Source organism: Pseudoalteromonas rubra (genome assembly GCF_004212645.1).
Taxonomy (GTDB): Bacteria; Pseudomonadota; Gammaproteobacteria; order Enterobacterales; family Alteromonadaceae; genus Pseudoalteromonas; species Pseudoalteromonas rubra_G.
Genome location: NZ_PPUZ01000038.1, coordinates 12,753 through 32,139 on the forward strand (window position 1 = coordinate 12,753; position 19,387 = coordinate 32,139).

Below are 19,387 nucleotides of genomic sequence, written 5' to 3' on the forward strand. Positions count from 1 at the left end.
TATGCTCAATCACAGGCCGACGATCCGCGACCACAGCGCAGAAGCAAACTTGTTTGCGCGTCGCGCCTTTATTGGCTTTGTCTTCGTGGTGACCCTGATAGGCATTTTGCTGCACAATGTCTACAAGTTACAAGTCACTGAGCACGAGACCTATCAGACCCGCTCTAACGATAACCGTATTAAAGTCATTCCGGTCGCCCCTAACCGGGGGCTAATCTATGACCGCAATGGCATTATCCTGGCTGAAAACCGTCCGGTTTATAATCTGGAAGTGATCCCTGAGGACGTAGACGACCTGGAAACCGCGCTAACCCGGGTGCGTGCCCTTATCGACATCAGCGACCAGCAGGTCGAAGAATTTCGCAAAGACATTCGTCACAACCGTCGATTTAAAAGCCAGATCCTCAAAGGCCGATTGAACGAACAAGAGGTGGCCACCTTTTCAGTCAACCAGCATAAATTTCCGGGTTTCAGTATTGAGGCGCGGCTGGCGCGTTACTACCCCTACGGCGATACCCTTACCCATGCGCTGGGTTATGTTGCCAAGCTGAATAAAAAAGAACTGGCCGAGCTGGAGTCTGAGGGTAATGCCAGCAACTATCGCGCAACCCGGGATATCGGCAAACTGGGCATAGAAAAGTTTTATGAGTCACGCCTGCACGGCGTGGTCGGCTCACAGCGCGTTGAGGTCAACAACCGTGGCCGGATCATTCGCACTTTGGGCGTTGAGCCACCGCAGCCCGGTGAAGATCTGGTCCTGACCATGGACATCGGCCTGCAACAAATAGCCCAAAAAGCGCTCGAAGGCGTGCGCGGAGCCATTGTGGTGCTCGACCCCAAAGACGGCGGCGTGCTGGCCATGTACTCCAACCCCAGCTATGACCCAAACCTGTTTGTCCATGGGATCAGCAGCAAGGACTACCGTGAATTACTCAACCCCGACAGGCCGCTGATCAACCGCGTCACCCAGGGCCGCTATGCGCCGGCATCTACGGTTAAGCCCCATCTGGCTATCCTGGCGCTGGAAGAGGAGCTGGTCACAGAGCAAACCAAACTCTGGGATCCGGGTTTTTTTCAGATCCCCAACGTCGATCACCGCTGGCGTGACTGGAAGCGCTGGGGACATGGCCACGTGGATGTATACAAAGCCATTGAAGAGTCCTGCGACACCTATTTTTACCATACCGCTTATCAGCTTGGCATTACCAAGATCAGTAACTTTATGAGCCAGTTTGGTTTTGGTGACCTCTCAGGCATAGACATCCATGAAGAAACCAGTGCCATCATGCCCACCACAGACTGGAAGCGCCAGCGCTTCAGAGAAAACTGGTGGCCCGGCGACACCATTTCCGTCGGCATTGGGCAGGGTTACTGGACGGCGACCCCTATTCAGATTGCCAATGCGGTGTCTATTTTGGTAAACAAAGGCGCGCACCGGCCACCTCACATGGCTCAGGTTGCCCGCCATGACAATGAAGTCACGCAAATGTACACCGATGAAAAGCCGCCCGTGGTACTAAAAAACCCGGATCACTGGCGTATAGCCCTGGAGGCCATGCACAACACAGTGTATAAAACCACCGGCACGGCCCACAAAGCATTCAAAGGGGCAACCTATGATCCGGCCGGTAAAACCGGTACCGCACAAATCGTCAGTATTGCCCAGGGTGAAGAGTACGACGCCGAAAAATTGCAGGAGCGGCACAGAGATAATGCCATTTACACTGGTTTCGCTCCTTATAACGACCCGCGTATTGTGGTCGCCATTGTGGTAGAGAACCAGGGAGCAGGTTCATCCATAGCAGCCCCCATCGCCAGGCAACTGATGGACTATTATTTTGCCACTTACCCCAGTGACACGGAGGGACAATGAGTCCGTTGAATCAACAACGCACCATCTGGCAACGACTGCACATCGACCTGCCACTGCTGCTTGCCATGCTGGCGATGATGGTTGGCAGTATCACCATAGTCTACAGTGCCAGTGGTCAGGATATGGACATGGTGGTGCGCCACAGCAAACGTATGTTTGCCGCCTTTGCGGCCATGCTGTTGGTAGCCCAGCTGTCTCCCAATACCTTAAAAAGGCTGGTGTTTCCCATGTACACCGTTGGCCTGCTGATGCTGATTGCCGTACTGTTTGTCGGGGTCAGCAGCAAAGGCGCGCAGCGCTGGCTGGATCTGGGTATTACCCGTTTTCAGCCATCCGAGATCATGAAAGTTGCCGTGCCCATGATGGTTGCCTGGTACATTGGTCGACACCATATGCCGCCGCGCTTTATCCACATTATCGTTGGCTTTGCGATTGTGCTGGTGCCAACTTTGCTCATTAAGGAGCAACCCGACCTGGGCACCTCTATCCTTATCGCCAGCTCAGGGATATTTGTGCTGTTTCTCGGCGGGTTGAGCTGGAAACTGATAGGCTCCGGCATGCTGCTCGCCGTGCCCGGTGGCTTTGCGCTGTGGCACTTTGGTATGCACGCTTATCAAAAACAACGGGTCCTGACCTTTTTAGATCCAGAAAGCGACCCGCTTGGCTCTGGCTATCACATCATACAATCAAAAATCGCCATCGGCTCTGGTGGCATTGAGGGTAAAGGCTGGCTGCAGGGCACCCAGTCGCAACTGGAGTTTTTGCCCGAGCGTCATACTGACTTCATTTTTTCCGTGTTAAGTGAAGAATTCGGGCTCACCGGTGTGGTGATTTTACTGAGCCTGTATTTGTTTATTATTGGCCGGGGGCTGTACGTTGCCGTAAACGCGCAGGATGCCTTCAGTAAACTGCTGGCCGGCGCATTAACACTGACCTTTTTCGTATATATTTTTGTTAATATCGGCATGGTCTCGGGCCTGCTCCCTGTCGTTGGGGTGCCACTGCCGTTGATAAGCTATGGCGGCACCTCTATGGTGACCCTGATGGCCGGGTTTGGCATTATTATGTCGATAGCCACAGATAAGAGGATGTTATTGAAGTGATTAAGAGGACGTTTAAACAAGCTGCACTCCTGGGCTTTGTTGTAGTATTAAGCGCCTGTAGCAGTCGCTATCATGTGAAGCAGGATAAAGCCCCGTTGCGCGCGCCCACTGAGCTGGAGATGCAGGACGCACTGGTGACCAGTGAAGCCAAAAGTGTTAGCGCAGGTCGCCCCTATGAGGTACTGGGCAAACGGTATACGCCCATGTCAGATGAAAAAGGGTATCAGGCGCAAGGCACTGCATCCTGGTATGGACATAAATTCCATGGCTACTACACCTCTAATGGCGAGGTGTTCAACATGTTTGATATGACCGCCGCACACAAAACACTGCCGCTGCCAAGCTTTGTGCGCGTCACCAATGTCGAAAATGGCAAAAGCGCCATTGTCAGGGTCAACGATCGTGGACCCTTTCACGATGACCGCCTGATTGACTTATCTTATGCCGCCGCCTATAAACTGGGCTTTCATCGCCAGGGTACAGCACAGGTTAAGATAGAAGCCCTTACCATAGCGCGCGATACGCCCAGGCTAACCTATGTGCAGGTTGCCGCCGCCAGTAACATTGAAAATGTACAGGCGCTGGCCAGCACCTTGTCGCAGCAATTTCAGCTTGGCACACCCATTGCCTTTGAGGACAATTTATACAAGCTAAGACTTGGCCCGATCACCGATGATAATACCGCGCAGAAACTCTTAGAAACCTTGCGCCAGGGTGAATTTAATCGCGCCTTCTTGCTTTACACAGAACATGAACTTTAAAATATTCAGTAATGACATTTAAACATGCCGATCAACAACCAAAAAGCGAGCATAATGACAGTTTTCAAACCTAAATTTATTAAACACTTAGTGGGTGCCGTGTGTTCGTTCACCCTGTTTTCGGCCAGTGCACAGATCTTGCCTTCACCACCTCAGGTCAGCGCCAAGGGCTATTTCCTGGTGGATTTTACAACCGGTAAGGTGATTGCAGAAGGCAACCCGGACACCAAACTGGCCCCGGCGAGCTTAACCAAAATGATGACCAGCTATGTGATTGGTACCGAGCTACTGGCCGGTAACATTTCTAACGACGACATGGTCACCATCAGTGAAAAGGCCTGGGCGAAGAATTTCCCGGAATCTTCCAAGATGTTTATCGAAGTGGGTAAACAGGTCAGTGTTGAAGACCTTAACCGCGGTGTAATCATTCAATCGGGTAATGACGCCTGTGTTGCGCTGGCAGAGCATATCGCCGGCAGCGAAAGTGCCTTTGCCGATCTGATGAATGCCCATGGCGAGAAACTGGGGATGACCAACACCCATTTTGTAAACAGTCATGGCCTGGATACCGATGAGCATTACACCACCCCAAGAGACATGGCGACTCTGGGGGCTGCGCTTATTCGTGATGTACCGGACGAGTATGCCATCTACAAAGAGAAGTCGTTCACCTTTAATGGCATTAAGCAGTACAACCGTAACTCCCTGCTGTGGGATGCCAGCCTGGACGTCGACGGCATTAAAACCGGTCACACCTCAGAAGCCGGCTACAGCCTAGTAACTTCAGCCACCAAAGGCGACATGCGTCTGATAGCCGTGGTCATGGGCACAGCCAGTGAACGTGCTCGTAAAGTAGAGAGTAAAAAGCTCCTGAACTATGGCTTTCGCTTCTTCGAAACCATTACCCCTTATAAAGCAGGCGACAGCTTTGCCGACCAACGGATCTGGATGGGTAACAAGGAAACTGTATCACTGGGTATTGCCGAGGACACACCGATCACCATTCCACGTGGTCAGCGTAAAAACCTGAAGGCCCACTTCGAGCTGGATAAAACCCTTGAAGCGCCTCTGGCGAAAGGCAGCAAGGTCGGTACTTTGTTCTTGCAGCTGGAAGGCGAAGACATTGCTCAGTACCCGCTGGTCACGCTGGAAGAAATCGAGGAAGGCAGCTTCTTCAGCAAGATTTACGACTACTTACGTTTACAGATCATGCAATAACCCCGGTTTTAGTGGGTTTATAAACCAGTACGCCTCCCACCGGAGGCGTTTTTTTTTGCCACAAAAATGCTAGAATGCCCGCCAAGATATGTAGTGTGCCAGGGTCTGTTCAGGCCCAGCCAAGTAGTGAGGATACCGTTGTGGTAACACCTGTAAAAAATACTAAGTTTGACGAGTACTTAGAGTTCCCTTGCCCGTTTACCTTCAAGATTATGGGTCTGGCGAACGTCAACCTGACCGATCAGGTTGTCGCAAAAATGCAAACTTTGGCACCCGGTGACTATGCACCTAAAACCAAACCAAGCAGCAAAGGCAACTATGAATCCGTCACCCTGGTTGCCACTGTGACGTCAAAAGAGCACATTGAGCAGATCTACACTGAGATAGGTTCACTGCCAGACGTTCGATACGTGCTATAAGGCGCAAACCAGATATGAGCAACCGCAGTATCATAGTTCGTCAGCTGGGCCGCCAGGCGTATGAGCCAATCTGGCAAAAAATGCAGTCGTTTACCGACACCCGTGATGATAACAGCCCGGATGAGATCTGGCTGGTAGAACACGAGCCGGTCTTTACTCAGGGCCAGGCCGGTAAAGCCGAACACCTGTTGGCCCCCGGTGATATTCCGGTCGTCAAAGTCGATAGAGGTGGCCAGGTTACCTATCATGGTCCGGGCCAGCAGATGATGTATGTACTGTTTAACCTGCGTCGGCTCAAGATTGGGGTCCGCGAGCTGGTTACCTGGCTTGAAGAAACCATCATCGACATGCTTAAAGATCATGGCATTGAAGCCTATGCCAAACCGGATGCGCCCGGCGTTTATGTCAGTGATGCCAAAATTGCCTCTTTGGGGCTGCGGGTTCGTCGGGGTTGCTCGTTTCATGGTCTGGCGCTGAACGTCAACATGGATATGAGTCCATTTTTACGCATCAACCCGTGCGGCTATGCCGGCATGGAAATGGTGCAAACCAGTCAACTTAATGGCCCTGCTACGCTTACTGAGGCGGGCAATGGCCTGGTAGAACACATGCTCAAGCGCCTCGCGGCCGAGCAGGTTATACACACCCAGGGGTTTGAAAACGAATGAGTAAACCAGTGAAAATTGAGCCAGGGGTAAAGCTCCGCGACGCAGAAAAAATGGCGTTGATCCCGGTTAAAGTAATGCCAACCGAGCGCGATGAAATGCTCCGCAAGCCGGACTGGCTGAAGATCCGTCTGCCAAAATCCAGCGAGCGTATTGATGGCATTAAACAGGCAATGCGCAAGCACGGCCTGCACTCCGTCTGTGAAGAAGCCTCATGCCCTAACCTGTCTGAGTGTTTTAACCACGGTACTGCCACCTTTATGATCTTGGGTGCCATCTGTACCCGTCGTTGCCCATTCTGTGACGTGGCACACGGTCGTCCGCTCAAGCCAGATGCCGCAGAGCCAGAAAAGCTGGCACTGACCATCAAAGACATGAAGCTGAAATACGTGGTGATCACCTCGGTTGACCGTGATGACCTGCGTGACGGTGGTGCCCAGCACTTTGCCGACTGTATTCGCGAAATTCGCAAGCACAACCCGGGCATTACCATCGAGATCCTGGTACCGGACTTCCGTGGCCGAATGGACCGCGCACTGGAGATCTTAACCGAGACACCACCGGATGTGTTTAACCACAACCTGGAAACCGCACCACGCCTGTACAAAATGGCGCGCCCGGGTGCCGACTATAAGTGGTCACTGGAACTGTTACGTCGCTTTAAAGAAGCGCACCCTGAGGTGAAAACCAAGTCTGGCCTGATGGTTGGTCTGGGTGAAGAGATGTCAGAAATCGAAGAAGTACTGCGCGACTTGCGTGAGCACAACGTCGACATGCTGACCGTTGGCCAATACCTGGCACCGTCTAAGCACCACCTGCCGGTAAAACGCTACGTGCCACCTGCGGAATTCGATGCACTGAAAGAGTACGCCGACGAAATTGGCTTCAGCCACGCCGCCTGTGGCCCGTTTGTGCGCTCCAGCTATCATGCTGATCAGCAAGCTGCGGGTAAAGAAGTAAAATAACGGTAAATTTGTTATTACCCCTCCAAATAAAAGCCGCACTTTTGCGGCTTTTTTGCTTTTTGCAACTCAATATCACATTTGTACCTGACTCTAAATATCTTTAATCTTAGTTCAAAGCTCTGTTTCAACCCACATTAAATAAGCGCAGCCAGCGCGCATCATAGTTAAGGAAATAATGATGTCAGGCAAAAATATATATATCGAAGAACTAATATCGGATGAGCAAATACAACTTGGTATCGCGCTCCTCAATCGCCAATATGAGCAACGACTATCCAAAGCGACTATGACTGTCAGCAGTATCAGAGACAACCGTATTCGCTTCTTTGGTTGTTTTACTGACAACAAGTTAACAGCCGTATTTGGATTAACCCTGCATAATTGTGCCAGCGAGATTAATTACTCTCACCTTTTTAACCATTTAGAATTTGAAAATGGGCAAGTTGCTACTATCGGTCAGTTCGCGGCTATCAACCGTATCAATGTCAAAACACTATATGGCGTTTTATTTGATACCGCTCAAAGACTAGGACTCGAAACTCTTTACGGTATCCTAACGAAAAATGAGACCTTCTATATCCATTATCTGGCTGCAACCATTCATAAACGAAATTGTGATGTAGACGTCGGAACTGAGGTGCCTGTTACAGCATTTAGTATGCAATGCAGGGAACTTGCGCCTCGTACACAGAGCTTTCTTCGCAGAAGCCCTGTCAGAGTGTTTGAGCAACACAATTCAATGTTGAAAATACATTCAAGCGATAAGCACACAAGCGATTCAGCTTGGGGATCTTATCAACGTGCATTCAGCCAAGTAGTAACGAGTGTACAACAGCAGTTGTACCAGGAGATAGCTGATCAACTAAACGATCAAGTGATGGACTCAGGTTGTGGTCCCGCTCACCTGCTAAAGTTTATTGAAAACAAAAGTATTGAGTACCACGGAATAGACCAAAGCCCCCTGATGGTGGCGGGCGCAAAAGCGACTATTGCCGAGCTAGGCTTTGCCAATGCCAATGCTCAACTCGGTTTTTCAGAGCAGCTCTATTGCAATGGCAAGGGCTTTAAAACCATCTGTTCTATAAATAGCCTGTACGCAGCAGCACATCCCATTGAACAACTTAAACACCTTGCTAATCAATTAGCCGTGGGTGGCACTTTATGGCTGGCTAACCCTAACCCCAATATGAACATGACAAAAATGACTGAGCTACTGAAATCCGAGGCGCAATATTGGGGAGCGCCCCCCTCTTTGACGATTTCTGTTAGCATAAACTTCGCTTAGTTAACACCTATCAGAAGAATTTTTATGCAACATGTTTGTTATCTTAATGGTGTAAATCCGTAGGACTTAGACTTACCAGCTGCAGCGAAGCGAAGTTTAAAGGCGCGGTAAGTCTGATAAAAGCAGTCAAAGAAATTTAGTCTTTCGCAAACAACCCCGATAAAAACGAGAGAAACAGAGTAAATAACCAAGTTATAAATTATGCAGAGTTACTTCAAGATCAGGATAAATTCATACCGTTCTAAATGTATCAGCAGCAGGCGAAGACGCCCAGAATGAGTTAAAAGATGCCTTGTAAACTCATCCCAAATTATCAGACGTTTGACTCAAACCCCATCATTTGTTCAAAAAACGTTCTTGACAATTTCACAATTCGTTAATAGTTTGGAAGAGCGAATTAAAACTCGCAACAACAAATAATAGAAGGAATTAGTTATGAAAACGATTAAAGCAAAGCTACTACGTGCACTCGGCGTTCGCAGTGCAAAGCCCGCCACTTCTGCGAAGTATCAATGGCCTAACTACAGCAGCATCTGATCAACAAGTTAAAAGGAATTCGTTATGAAAACGATTAAAGCAAAGCTACTACGTGCACTCGGCGTTCGCAGTGCAAAGCCTGCCACTTCAGCGAAGTATCACTGGCATCACTACAACAACATCTAACCGTTCAACAAGAAGGAATTAGTTATGAAAACACTGAAAACTAAGGTGCTTCGTGCACTGGGCGTTCGTGCCACTTCACCCGCTAAGTCCAAGCGTTATTTCTGGATCATGTACAACAATATCTGATTGATATTGTCTGACTCATCACAATTTAGAAGGAGTTTTACTATGAAAGCACTTAAAACAAAAGTCATGCGCGCACTAGGTCTGCGCACCGCCACTCAATCAAAGCGCTACCTGTGGAAGTTGTATAACAACATTTAATTGCGCTCTTCAGCCCATGACTTAACCCATGGGCTGTATCCCCCACATCCCTTCTCAGTAACAACCCACAGAGCGAACAATAATAATGATGATACCCAAAGAGCGCCCTGACATTACGGCAATGAGAGAAGATTGCAGTAAGGGAAAAGAAGACTATCAGGTTGACGGCCAGAGCTATGCCTTTTTTAATCCAAACAGTGCCCGGCTGGCAAATCAGTTAAACTTTGCCGACATGACCTTGCCAGAATCCTTGTTTGGCGTACAAGACGACAACCAAAGTGCAATGAGCTGGCAGCATGTTCGCAGTGGCTGGCTCAAGCTCCTGAAACAAATGGATTCTCAGGACTACCTGCGCCGCGTCAGGCAATCAATGAAAAGCCACTTGCTGAGCCAGCCAGGTAAGGTGGTTAACCTGGATTTACTGATCCAGGAATGCATTGCCTTTTGTGTGGTGGATGTGATGATCTGCGATCTGACAAAGCAACAACGGGCATTGATAACCCGCCACATGCGCGCACAGATCAAGGTGCTGCTGAAACCCGAAACCCACACCCGACTCAGGCAATACCCGCTGCTGTGGTATAACCTGCGCGCAGCCCAGGTGATCCGCCGGGCCATTCGCAAACGCCGCAACAGCACTGAGCGCAAACTCGACCTTTTACAAAGCGTGGTCGACGACTATCCGGCGCTGGGCATGGACCGCGCCCTGGATGCCATGATGACCTTAGTCACGGCCATTTCCGGCCCACCCGGCGCCGTTGCCAGTTGCATGGCGGCGCAGTTGCTACGATCTGAGCAGTGGCAGCAAACCCTCCGCGATGAACTCAAGAAAGCACCAGACGAGGTGCCTGCTCTGCCCTTTAAGCAGACCCCTCAGTTGCACTGGTTTATCAAAGAAGCACTGCGTATGTGGAGTGTCCCCATTGTATTTCGTGAGGCCCGCTGCCCGTTCAGCGTCGGCAAACTCACCGTACAGACAGGCGATACCTTCTTTAATAGTAGTTACTTTGTGCACCGCAATGAGCAATACTGGCCCGAACCGCATGTGTTCAACCCGCTGCGCTGGCAACAGGCCAGTGTGCAGCCCAACACGTTTGTGCCGTTCGGCTGGAACCCACGCAGCTGTATAGGTGCGCAACTGGGCACCAATCAGCTCGCCATCCTCTGCCAGCTGTTGCTGAACGAACTGGATATCACACTCACTCATCCTTCGGCGCTGGCATTTGAAAATATGAATATTCCTTCCGTTGCCGGGTTTGAGGGCACCATAAGCGAGAAACAGGCATGAGATTAGAAGATACCGACGACAAATTCGACAAGCCTTTTCAGGCGCTTGATCAGGCCCTGTCCCATTGTCCCGCGCACATAGAGTTTGAGCAGGACAATTATTACGTGACCGACTTTGACTCCGCGAAGCAGGCGATGGGTAACCCGGATGGCAACTATGTTGAGCAATCCGACTTCTTTAACGTCGATGGCGCAATGTTTTCGACCCGGGATGCGCAAATTGCCATAGGTAAAGATGCCATCCTCAGCCTTAAACGCTATTATGAGCAACGCCGGAGCCAGATTATTGAGACATTTCGCGACCAGGTCGGCCAGGGCCTGAGCTGGCCAGATAGCGCCAATGATCTTATGTACTGTACATTTTACGACTTTCTGGTCGACAGCCAGCGTAGCCCTCAGCTGCGTAAACACCTTGATAAAGTGCTGAGACACTCGCTGTACAGCGGGCAGAAAACCCATGGCTCGGGGTGGCGCCGCGCCTTTATACGATTGCGTGTTCACCGGGCTCTGCGCGCGGTGTTTAAAGCACGCCGCCAGCAGCCCCCTTATCAGGGCACTAACCGCGACGTGATAGACATTCTGCTGGCATGCAGCCCGGACAATGAATCGCCCAAAGCGCTGGCACAGATCTTCTTGTCTTTCTTTTTTGCCATTAACAGTTCAATGGCGTTTACCCTGGCCTGGTCTTTGTATTTTTGTGCCAAAGAAGGCGGCGTGCTGCATCCGGCCCCCTGGATTGTTAAAGAAGCATTAAGGCTCTGGCCTGTGGCCTGGAACCTGCCAAGAACCCCGAGTAAAGCACACACCTTGGGTGAACTAAACATCAAACAAAGCGATACGGTCACTGTCTGCCCCTACGTGTTGCACCGGCATCCGGATAACTGGGCACAACCCGAGCGTTTTTACCCGCCGCGCTGGGAAAATGCCACCGCAGATGCACCTTACATGCCCTTTGGCTGGGGCACACATAAGTGTATCGCCTCGGCATTTGCACTGAATTTTACCTCAGATCTCATCAGTGCACTGCAAGGTCAGCAGCTGATCTTCGAACAGTTGTCAGAGGAGCTGCATCCAGAGCCAGCCATTGCACCGCCCGAGTTCAGGGTCAAGGTGCAGACCTTTGCCTGACCCCACAGGAAAAACCCGGCTTGCGGGTTTTTCCTCACTAGCCTCCGCTTCGCGTAACCTCCTGTAATAGTCATGCCCTGCCTTTGCATCTAGAGTCTATCCAGATACCGATTGGCGCAGCCCCCGCTATACTCACAGTGGGCAGCATAAAAACACTGCCCGGTCGGGACAGGTAAACGACGCATGCGTTATTCACTGTGTAGTCAATGAATAATCCATGAGTGACTCATACGTCATTGCAGTTACCTGACAAGGAAACATTGATAAGCGGAAACCGTTATGAGCGATAAGAAAAAACGTAATAAGCAACAACAAGGTCAACTGGTCAACCCCAAGTACCTGAAAAAGAACATAGATAATGCCCCAACAGCCAATGAGGTGAAGTGCTGGACACGGGATGACTACCAGAACATTGAACTGGCCACTCAGCGCCTGAAAGAAATGTTTGTTGAGATGGGGCAAAAAACCCGTATTGAACGCGGACAGAAACCTGCTGAACGGGCCGTCTTTCGCAAGCAACATGGTATCGTCTACGGCCAGTTTGAGGTTCACAGCAAACTGGATAAGTGTTTACAGGCCGGTGTGTTTGCAAAACCGGCCAGTTATGACTGCGTGTTGCGCTTTTCCAGCGATACCACGCCGAATAGCCCAGATCTGCATACCACTTTAGGGGTCGGGATCAAACTATTTGGTGTGAAAGGTAAAAAGTTGCTGGGTGACAGCGACAATGTCGACTTTATCATGCAGAACATCGACCGCTTTTTTGTTCGCGATGCCGCTCAAATGTGTGCCTTTACCACCGCCGGCGTTATCGACCGCGACTACCCTGCCTATCTGGCCAAACACCCAAAAACCGCCGACGTACTGGATGACATGACCAAACCTGAGGCCAGCTGCCTGAGCACCCACTACTGGGCAATCCTGCCGTTTAAACTGGGTGAGCAGAATGTCGTTAAATATCGTATTCGTCCGCTCGATACCTACCGGGGCTCGCCTGCACAAGGCAATGACTACCTGGCGGAGGACTTACAAATTCGCCTGCGTCAGGGTGAAGCCAAGTTTGTCTTTGAGATCCAACGGCGTCCACCCAATGCCTCCGAGAAAGACTTCCCCATCGACAATGCCATGGTCGCCTGGTCAGAAAAAGAAGCGCCCTTCGAGCCGGTTGCCACCCTCACACTGCCACAACAAGATATTTGTGCCATCGGCCAGGCCGAGTTTGGTCGTAATCTGGCCTTCAATATCTGGCGCACCCTGGCTGATAATGAACCACTGGGCTCCATAGCTCAGGCCCGAAAAGTTGTGTATCAGGCCAGCGCCAATACCCGTCATCAGGCCAACGGCCAGCAGATGAACGAACCCGATGCCATCGACCCAAAGTTTACAGGTAACAGTGACGAGGACAGCGAGTGTATTGTGCGTGCCGGGATTTATCCACCCATTGGCATCATGCGGGTAGGCAGCAGTCAGGAGTACTTTATTGGTCCACAAGTGCCAAACCCTAAGCCTCGACTGGAAAAAGACGCCTACCGGGATGGCGACGGTCTGCTTAAGCGCCAGGCGGCTGAGTTTCGAATTTATGGATTTAACGCGGCAGGTAAGCCTGTAAAAGAACTGACGATGGATAACGCCAAGATCAGCTGGCAGGTACACCTGGCCAACCAGAAGTCGTCCTGGTACGAGTTTCAGCTGGCACTGGATGTACCGGAAGCGGCCGATGCACCGCCCAGCCTGCTGCGTAACAATAATGTTGCTGATCGCAACCGCTTACTGATTGATGGTGGCACCCACAAGCTGAACAAACCCGAAGTGGAAGATGGCCCGCAATTCCAGGGCGAGTTTATGGGCGAAGAAGTCTATCTGGGTGAGCTTAAGTCTGACGAGCAGGGCCGCCTGATTGTGCTTGGCGGCAATGGGGTATCGCGCAACATCAATGGCGACATCGCCATTACTTTTGCTAATAACCAGGGCTGGCACGACGATATTTCCGATGGCCCGGTGACCGCCGAGGTAGAATATGAAGGCGTAAAATTACAGGTCGACCCGGCCTGGGTGGTGTGTGCCCCACCGGATTATGCGCCAATGCAAAAATCCGTGCGTACCATGTGGGATCTGATGCGTTCAGTCGCCGTCAATGCCGGCATGCTGACTCGCCCGGCGCGCCCGTCTTTTAAACACGATATTTTGCCTATTTTCGAGCGCATGACCGACTTACAGTGGGTGAACGCCGGGTATGCCGCTGGGTTTGGTTTTAAAGCGCCCTTTAACTACACCAGTGAAGAATGGAAAGCAAAACTGGGCAACCCGTCTGCGGCATATAAAGAGCTGCGCCGTACGCTGTCGAATAATTTCCGCCGCTATGGTCAACCCGGTGCACAAGCCGCGCAGCTGTGGCCCTGGCTGTATGGTGATGCCCTGTCTATTCCACCAACGGGATCTGAGCGTCAGCACTCCACCCTGTCTGCGCTACAATTGTCCTTTCTGGATCAGTGGGTTGAAGGAGACTTTACTGCCGACTATGTAGACCCGGCTATTTGTCCGCATGCCGCTGAGCCCGACGACATAGATAAAGTGCCTGTGGCGGAGCAACCGGATATGCTGACCCGTGGCGCTCTGGATTTCTGTCTGGCTGATGCCTTTCATCCGGGCTGTGAAATGACCTGGCCAATGCGTACGGCCGGTATGTATATGGCACCGTTTCGAATTAAACATGCCGATAAAGGGATCAGTAAAGACACCACGTACTATGGTGCGCAGATAAACGCCGACACCATTACCCTGGCACAAGGGCCGATCCTCGGAGGTCAGGTGGCCGGTGGCATCACCCGCTGGATGGCGATCCCCTGGCAGACAGATACCGCTAGCTGCCGCGATGGCTACACGCCCGATTACGACCCCTACCTGCCCACTTTCTGGCCAGCGCGGGTACCGAATAATATTCTCAATGTGGCACGCTATGAAGAAGCCATCAACCCGGCACTGGACCCGCAGACCCGCATTGAGGCATTCAACTATCGCAGCGACTGGCTCGATGCCCTGCCGTTATATGGTCAACCGGCCACCTATACCGCGCAGATCAACAGCATGATCGCCAATTTCGATAAACTGGCTGTGGTACAGGGCCGACCGGGGGCAACCGATAGTGTCGATCTGCCAGCGGCCATGCAGGTTGGGATCACCGCTGACGATCACCTGTCTAAAAAGGCGAGCAAGGCGGCTGCCAAAGCACAAGCCGACAACAAGCTTCAGACTGTTGCGCAGCTGGCTGCGAACCTGGTGCCCAGCCCGGATGGCCAGGATGCAGCAAGGCCTGTCATGGCGACTTCGCGCTCTCGGGTGGATCTTGGGGTGATCGAAAAAGTCAGTCGCTTTGCGGCAAACTTTCCCAAGGACTTAAAATAAGGCCATACGCAATGACACAGGTAAAACATTGTCAGATTGCGATCATTGGCGCCGGGGTGGCAGGCTGTATCGCCGCCCTGGCGCTCAGCCGCCACTTTCAGGTCGTATTGATTGACAAACAATCAGCGTGTCCCGACAAAGTAGGTGAATGCCTGCCACCGGCTGCGGCGCGCATACTGCGAAATTTAAACCTGCTCAAGGACTTTGAGCAGCGCCAGGATTTGCATATACCACACTATGGCATTCAAAGCCGCTGGGGGAGCGAGCAAAGCCTAATTAACGACAACCTCAGTAATCCCGATGGTCTGGGCTGGCAACTCAACCGGGCCGGGTTTGAAAACTGGTTGCGCGAGCAAGTAATCGCACACGGCATCGAAACCCTCTGGCCCGCCAGGTTACTGGACGCCCAGCCTGGCAGCGACGGCTGGTTGCTGTATCTGGCAGCGCAAACCCAGGCCGCTCAGCACAGCATCGCTATCCCCTGCCACTTTGTGATTGATGCCACCGGACGCCACAGCGCATTTGCCACTAAATTGGGGCTCAAGCGCACTGTACTGGACAAACAAATTGCCCTTTGGGCAAGCCTGGATTGTAGCATCAAAAACCAACTGGCCTGTATCGAAGCAAGCGAGCAAGGATGGTGGTATAGCGCAAGGCTTCCAGCGCAGCGCCGGGTACTGGCACTGCAAACCGACAGTGATTTGCTCAACAAAGGCCTGCAACACGATTTAGCTCAGTTTTGCCGCCTGGCACGCACACAACCTGGATTAAGGGCATTATTACCACAAGGCATTGAGCAGTCGGGCACCATGCAGCTCCATGGTGTGGTATCTGCCAATAGTACCTGTCTGACGCAGTCTGCCGGACACCGCTGGGCTACACTGGGTGATGCCGCCTGTAGTTTCGACCCGTTATCGTCGCAGGGCATGTTTAATGCCATGGCAACCGCCATGCAACTGGCCAATGGTCTTGAGGAGTATGGCCTGAGCGATGCCGACGCCGCCATTGAAGTAACCCGCCTGCATCAGGCACAGATCAAATCTGTCTGGCAACATTATCTGAACCATCGCGCACATTATTACGCACAGGAGCGGCGCTGGCCCGACTCACCTTACTGGCAACGTCGCCAGACGCACAAAAACGCCGAGTTCAGTTGAGCCCGGCGTGAGGTTCGCAATTCAAGTCCGTTTTATACCTGTCCATTTTTATATTTGCTCATTGGGGGGAGCAAAGTGGTATTATTTTACAATCAGCTGATCTTCATAGGTGTAGATGCTGTTTGGATCTGTCAGATTAAAGACTTTCACCGCCATGGTTTTACCTACTGCGTTTTCACACTCCAGGATTTGATACAACACCGGGTGCTTGGCTTTGTTGTCAACGACTGTGTCCAGCGTAAATACGTCTGAATGGAAAGGTCCTTTGCGGTCTTCGCCATGGAAAAGGCCCAAAGACACACCCCGATCTGCAACAATGCTGCAACGAGCATCGTTGTTCTGGTTATCAATCACCAGACGGCTGCTAATGTGGTAAGCCGTGTGATAGCCGTATGAGTATGGCTGATTCACGAAGTCACCCGCTGGCGTTAACTCGATTTGCCAATCAACGATGGGGGCACCCGGCACATTAACCAGCACCTTGTACCACTCCCCCGCCGCATCATAACAGCTGGCATGCAGAACTTTCTTTTCGGTCAGTGTCGCTTCAGGAATAGCCACGCCCATTTCAACTGTATTGCGATCCGCAATCGTCTTCACACCCAGATTAACAATATGGCGGCCATCATTCGCAGAATATAGATTTGCAGATTCACAGTAAGCACCTTCACCACGCAGGATCAGTTGCGCTTCAAAGTTGTGCGCAAACTCACCGGTTAGCAATGCTGAGCTTACCGGACCTGAGGTGTAGTTAGTCAAACGCTCGTATCCATCAGTATCAAACACGTTTTGATAAGCCGTAGCCTGGCTACCAAATGCACTGAACAAAGCGACTGCAGCAAATGACAAAGATAAGGTTCTCATGGTTATGTCCTTTTAGAAAGTAACGAATAAAAAATGTTAATGGTTAAACTGTGCAGCGCGGGTCAACAGATTGACTGTCATGCCTGACCCTTACTGGCCAACTGAGGTCACCATAGCAAGAGAAATTCGTGCCGGACAAATTTCAAAAACAAGTAGGTTTACTTGTTTAAAACTCAAAAATATCCAATTTAATCATAAGTATAAGAATCATGCGCATCGCCATCATAAGCATTGATCAGGGTTTCAAAAGCTGCTCCTAAGAGACCCTGTTTTATTCTGTTCAAAAAATAATGAAACTTCACCTGAGTCACTTTATTCGCAATTTTCCATACCGACAAAGCTTGATCTACGACAAGTAAATTTGTCACTCAGCAACAAAATTTCTCGTTGAACTGGGGCTTGCACTGCAGCACCATGCGCCCTACTATTTGCGTGTTTTCTGAAGATAGCCAATCCGAGTACATCGCGGTGGTGTGTTTAGCATGACGGGTCAATGAGCCAGTCATGATGTGGTCACCCCGTGGCAAGGCGATAGAGCAACTATCCAGGATCTGTAACTGATTCGGGTAAAGGTAATACGCTGATGCGTCGTCAAAACCTGAGTCGCTTTGCTCAAGATCTGAAGGGGTGAGCGCGTGCACCACAAACAAGCACCGTTCACATATAGAGCCTGCAGGTCGTTATTCGCTGATACTATTTGGAGTCGCTATGCCTATTCAGCCTCAAGTACAAAATTTTGCTATTGACGCTACCCTTGTTACCGATTTAGTTGCCCAGTACGGCTCACCGTTACTGATGCTTGACTGTGAGCAGGTGCGTGACCAATACCTGGCCCTTGCCGAAGCACTACCCGGCGTGCGTTTGCACTACGCCCTTAAGCCTTTACCACATCCGGCTGTAGTGCGTACTTTATTGCAACTGGGTGCCTGTTTTGATTTGGCAACCAGCGGTGAAGTGGCACTGGTGCGTGAGCAGGGCGTTCCGGCTGAGTGCACCATTCATACGCACCCAATCAAGCGTCGCAGTGACATTGCTGATGCACTGGAATATGGCTGTCAGGTGTTTGTGGTCGACAACCTCAACGAGCTGGCAAAGTTTCGCGAGTTTGCCGAGCAAGCTGAAGTGCTGATCCGACTGAGTTTTCGTAACAGTGAGGCGTACGCCGACCTGTCGAAGAAATTCGGTTGCAGTCCGGCCGATGCAATGAACCTGATCCGTCAGGCGCAGCAATGGGGTATTCGGGTTAAAGGTCTGTCGTTCCATGTTGGTTCACAAACCGCCAATGCCGACAAATATGTCGCGGCTATTCAGGCGTGCAAACAGCTGATGGACGACGTAGTGGCCGAAGGCTTGCCTGCACTGAGCTGCCTGGATATTGGTGGTGGTTTTCCGGTATCGTACGCGAGCAATCAGGTGGATATTCGTGCTTTTTGTGCGCCAATCAATGCGGCACTGGCACAGCTGCCAGAGACGGTGCAGCGTATTGCTGAACCTGGTCGCTTTATTGTTGCCGGTGCGATGACCTGCGTTGCCTCGGTAATGGGTCAGGCACAGCGTGAAGGCCGCACCTGGTATTATCTGGACGATGGAATTTATGGCTCTTTCAGTGGGCTGATGTTCGACATGGCATGCTATCCGCTACGCACTCTGAAGACGGCTGATGAGGTTTATCCAAGCGTACTGGCGGGGCCAACCTGCGACAGCATAGACGTGATCTGTGATGCCGTTGAACTGCCTAAACTGGAAGATGGCGATCTGGTGATCACCCGCATGATGGGTGCCTACACCAGTGCAACAGCGACCGACTTCAATTTCTTCAAACGCGCCACCACTGTGGTACTCAATGAAGTGATCCAACTTCACCAGGCCGAATTCGGCAGCTAACTTACCTACCTGTCAGAGGCCCTCAACAGGGCCTCACTGCTTTGAGCCTGCTCATCCCTTTGATACGTTTATTCACGCGACAAAGCGCGTAATAAATAACGCGCACTTTTAGTGTTCGATCTTTAATACACCCTCTTTAGCATAAAGTACCCATACCCAGCCCTGAAATAAGAAGAATAATTACTTCCACCAATGCTTGCACTAAGAATTAAATATACCACATATCCGACCAGGTGAAATTTTTTATTCAATTCGTTTGACTTCTGTTCAATTAAACCTAACTTTTAATACAACTCGATACACCGAGTTAACCAAATAAAAACAATTATACCAATTAGCTTAATTAAGTGTGCTATTTTGAGGCGAGAAAATATCGTCGATAACAAGGCAAAAATTTTGCTATTTAGTTGTTCTAAATGAGAAATTTTTAACGCTGTTAGCGTCATATT

At 50.9% G+C, this 19,387-nt stretch carries 15 protein-coding genes; 13 read left to right on the forward strand and 2 right to left on the reverse strand.

Translation table 11 applies throughout. The features are described 5' to 3' along the window. The first annotated feature begins 1 nt into the window (after position 1). The 12 genes from mrdA to C3B51_RS14280 all read left to right on the forward strand — a co-directional run bounded on the left by mrdA (position 2) and on the right by C3B51_RS14280 (position 16,190). A complete protein-coding gene (gene mrdA / locus C3B51_RS14225; RefSeq protein ID WP_130245465.1) occupies positions 2 to 1,873 on the forward strand; it encodes a penicillin-binding protein 2 in 1,872 nt (623 codons plus the stop codon). Then, positions 1,870 to 2,976 carry a rod shape-determining protein RodA gene (gene rodA / locus C3B51_RS14230; RefSeq protein ID WP_054014213.1) on the forward strand — a complete coding sequence of 369 codons (1,107 nt, stop codon included), beginning with the start codon at positions 1,870 to 1,872 and terminating at the stop codon, positions 2,974 to 2,976. Before mrdA ends, rodA begins: the two co-directional genes overlap by 4 nt. Next, positions 2,976 to 3,737 carry a septal ring lytic transglycosylase RlpA family protein gene (locus tag C3B51_RS14235; RefSeq protein WP_425331670.1) on the forward strand — a complete coding sequence of 254 codons (762 nt, stop codon included), beginning with the start codon at positions 2,976 to 2,978 and terminating at the stop codon, positions 3,735 to 3,737. Before rodA ends, C3B51_RS14235 begins: the two co-directional genes overlap by 1 nt. Before the next feature lie 54 nt (positions 3,738 to 3,791). Further along, complete coding sequence (locus tag C3B51_RS14240) at positions 3,792 to 4,955, forward strand: serine hydrolase (RefSeq protein ID WP_125716188.1); 1,164 nt, start codon at positions 3,792 to 3,794, stop codon at positions 4,953 to 4,955. A 140-nt stretch (positions 4,956 to 5,095) separates the two neighbouring features. After that, a complete protein-coding gene (gene ybeD / locus C3B51_RS14245; protein ID WP_040644649.1) occupies positions 5,096 to 5,374 on the forward strand; it encodes a DUF493 family protein YbeD in 279 nt (92 codons plus the stop codon). Between the two features lie 14 nt (positions 5,375 to 5,388). Next, entirely contained in the window at positions 5,389 to 6,042 is a 654-nt protein-coding gene (lipB, locus tag C3B51_RS14250) for a lipoyl(octanoyl) transferase LipB (protein WP_046004198.1), read from the forward strand. After that, positions 6,039 to 7,004 (forward strand): lipoyl synthase, encoded by a 966-nt coding sequence (gene lipA / locus C3B51_RS14255; RefSeq protein ID WP_046004199.1) that lies wholly within the window; start codon positions 6,039 to 6,041, stop codon positions 7,002 to 7,004. The genes lipB and lipA overlap by 4 nt, the downstream gene beginning before the upstream one ends. A 178-nt stretch (positions 7,005 to 7,182) precedes the next feature. Next, positions 7,183 to 8,289: a class I SAM-dependent methyltransferase gene (locus C3B51_RS14260; RefSeq protein WP_165389160.1), complete on the forward strand. Its 1,107-nt coding sequence runs from the start codon at positions 7,183 to 7,185 to the stop codon at positions 8,287 to 8,289. Between the two features lie 1,012 nt (positions 8,290 to 9,301). Beyond that, entirely contained in the window at positions 9,302 to 10,504 is a 1,203-nt protein-coding gene (locus C3B51_RS14265) for a cytochrome P450 (RefSeq protein WP_130245467.1), read from the forward strand. Then, positions 10,501 to 11,631 carry a cytochrome P450 gene (locus tag C3B51_RS14270; RefSeq protein WP_130245468.1) on the forward strand — a complete coding sequence of 377 codons (1,131 nt, stop codon included), beginning with the start codon at positions 10,501 to 10,503 and terminating at the stop codon, positions 11,629 to 11,631. The genes C3B51_RS14265 and C3B51_RS14270 overlap by 4 nt, the downstream gene beginning before the upstream one ends. 279 nt (positions 11,632 to 11,910) lie before the next feature. After that, positions 11,911 to 15,033, forward strand: a complete 3,123-nt coding sequence (locus C3B51_RS14275; protein WP_130245469.1) for a LodA/GoxA family CTQ-dependent oxidase — start codon at positions 11,911 to 11,913, stop codon at positions 15,031 to 15,033. An 11-nt stretch (positions 15,034 to 15,044) separates the two neighbouring features. Further along, positions 15,045 to 16,190 (forward strand): tryptophan 7-halogenase, encoded by a 1,146-nt coding sequence (locus C3B51_RS14280; protein ID WP_130245470.1) that lies wholly within the window; start codon positions 15,045 to 15,047, stop codon positions 16,188 to 16,190. Between the two features lie 81 nt (positions 16,191 to 16,271). Here the strand turns inward: C3B51_RS14280 and C3B51_RS14285 are convergent, their stop codons facing one another. Then, positions 16,272 to 17,054 (reverse strand): hypothetical protein, encoded by a 783-nt coding sequence (locus C3B51_RS14285; RefSeq protein WP_130245471.1) that lies wholly within the window; start codon positions 17,052 to 17,054, stop codon positions 16,272 to 16,274. Positions 17,055 to 17,422: 368 nt separating this feature from the next. Next, complete coding sequence (locus C3B51_RS14290) at positions 17,423 to 17,698, reverse strand: hypothetical protein (protein WP_125716166.1); 276 nt, start codon at positions 17,696 to 17,698, stop codon at positions 17,423 to 17,425. 64 nt (positions 17,699 to 17,762) lie between these two features. Here C3B51_RS14290 and C3B51_RS14295 point away from each other — a divergent pair, with 64 nt between their 5' ends. Beyond that, positions 17,763 to 18,938, forward strand: coding sequence for a type III PLP-dependent enzyme (locus tag C3B51_RS14295; protein WP_130245472.1), 1,176 nt, complete (start codon positions 17,763 to 17,765; stop codon positions 18,936 to 18,938). The last annotated feature ends 449 nt before the right edge of the window (positions 18,939 to 19,387 follow it).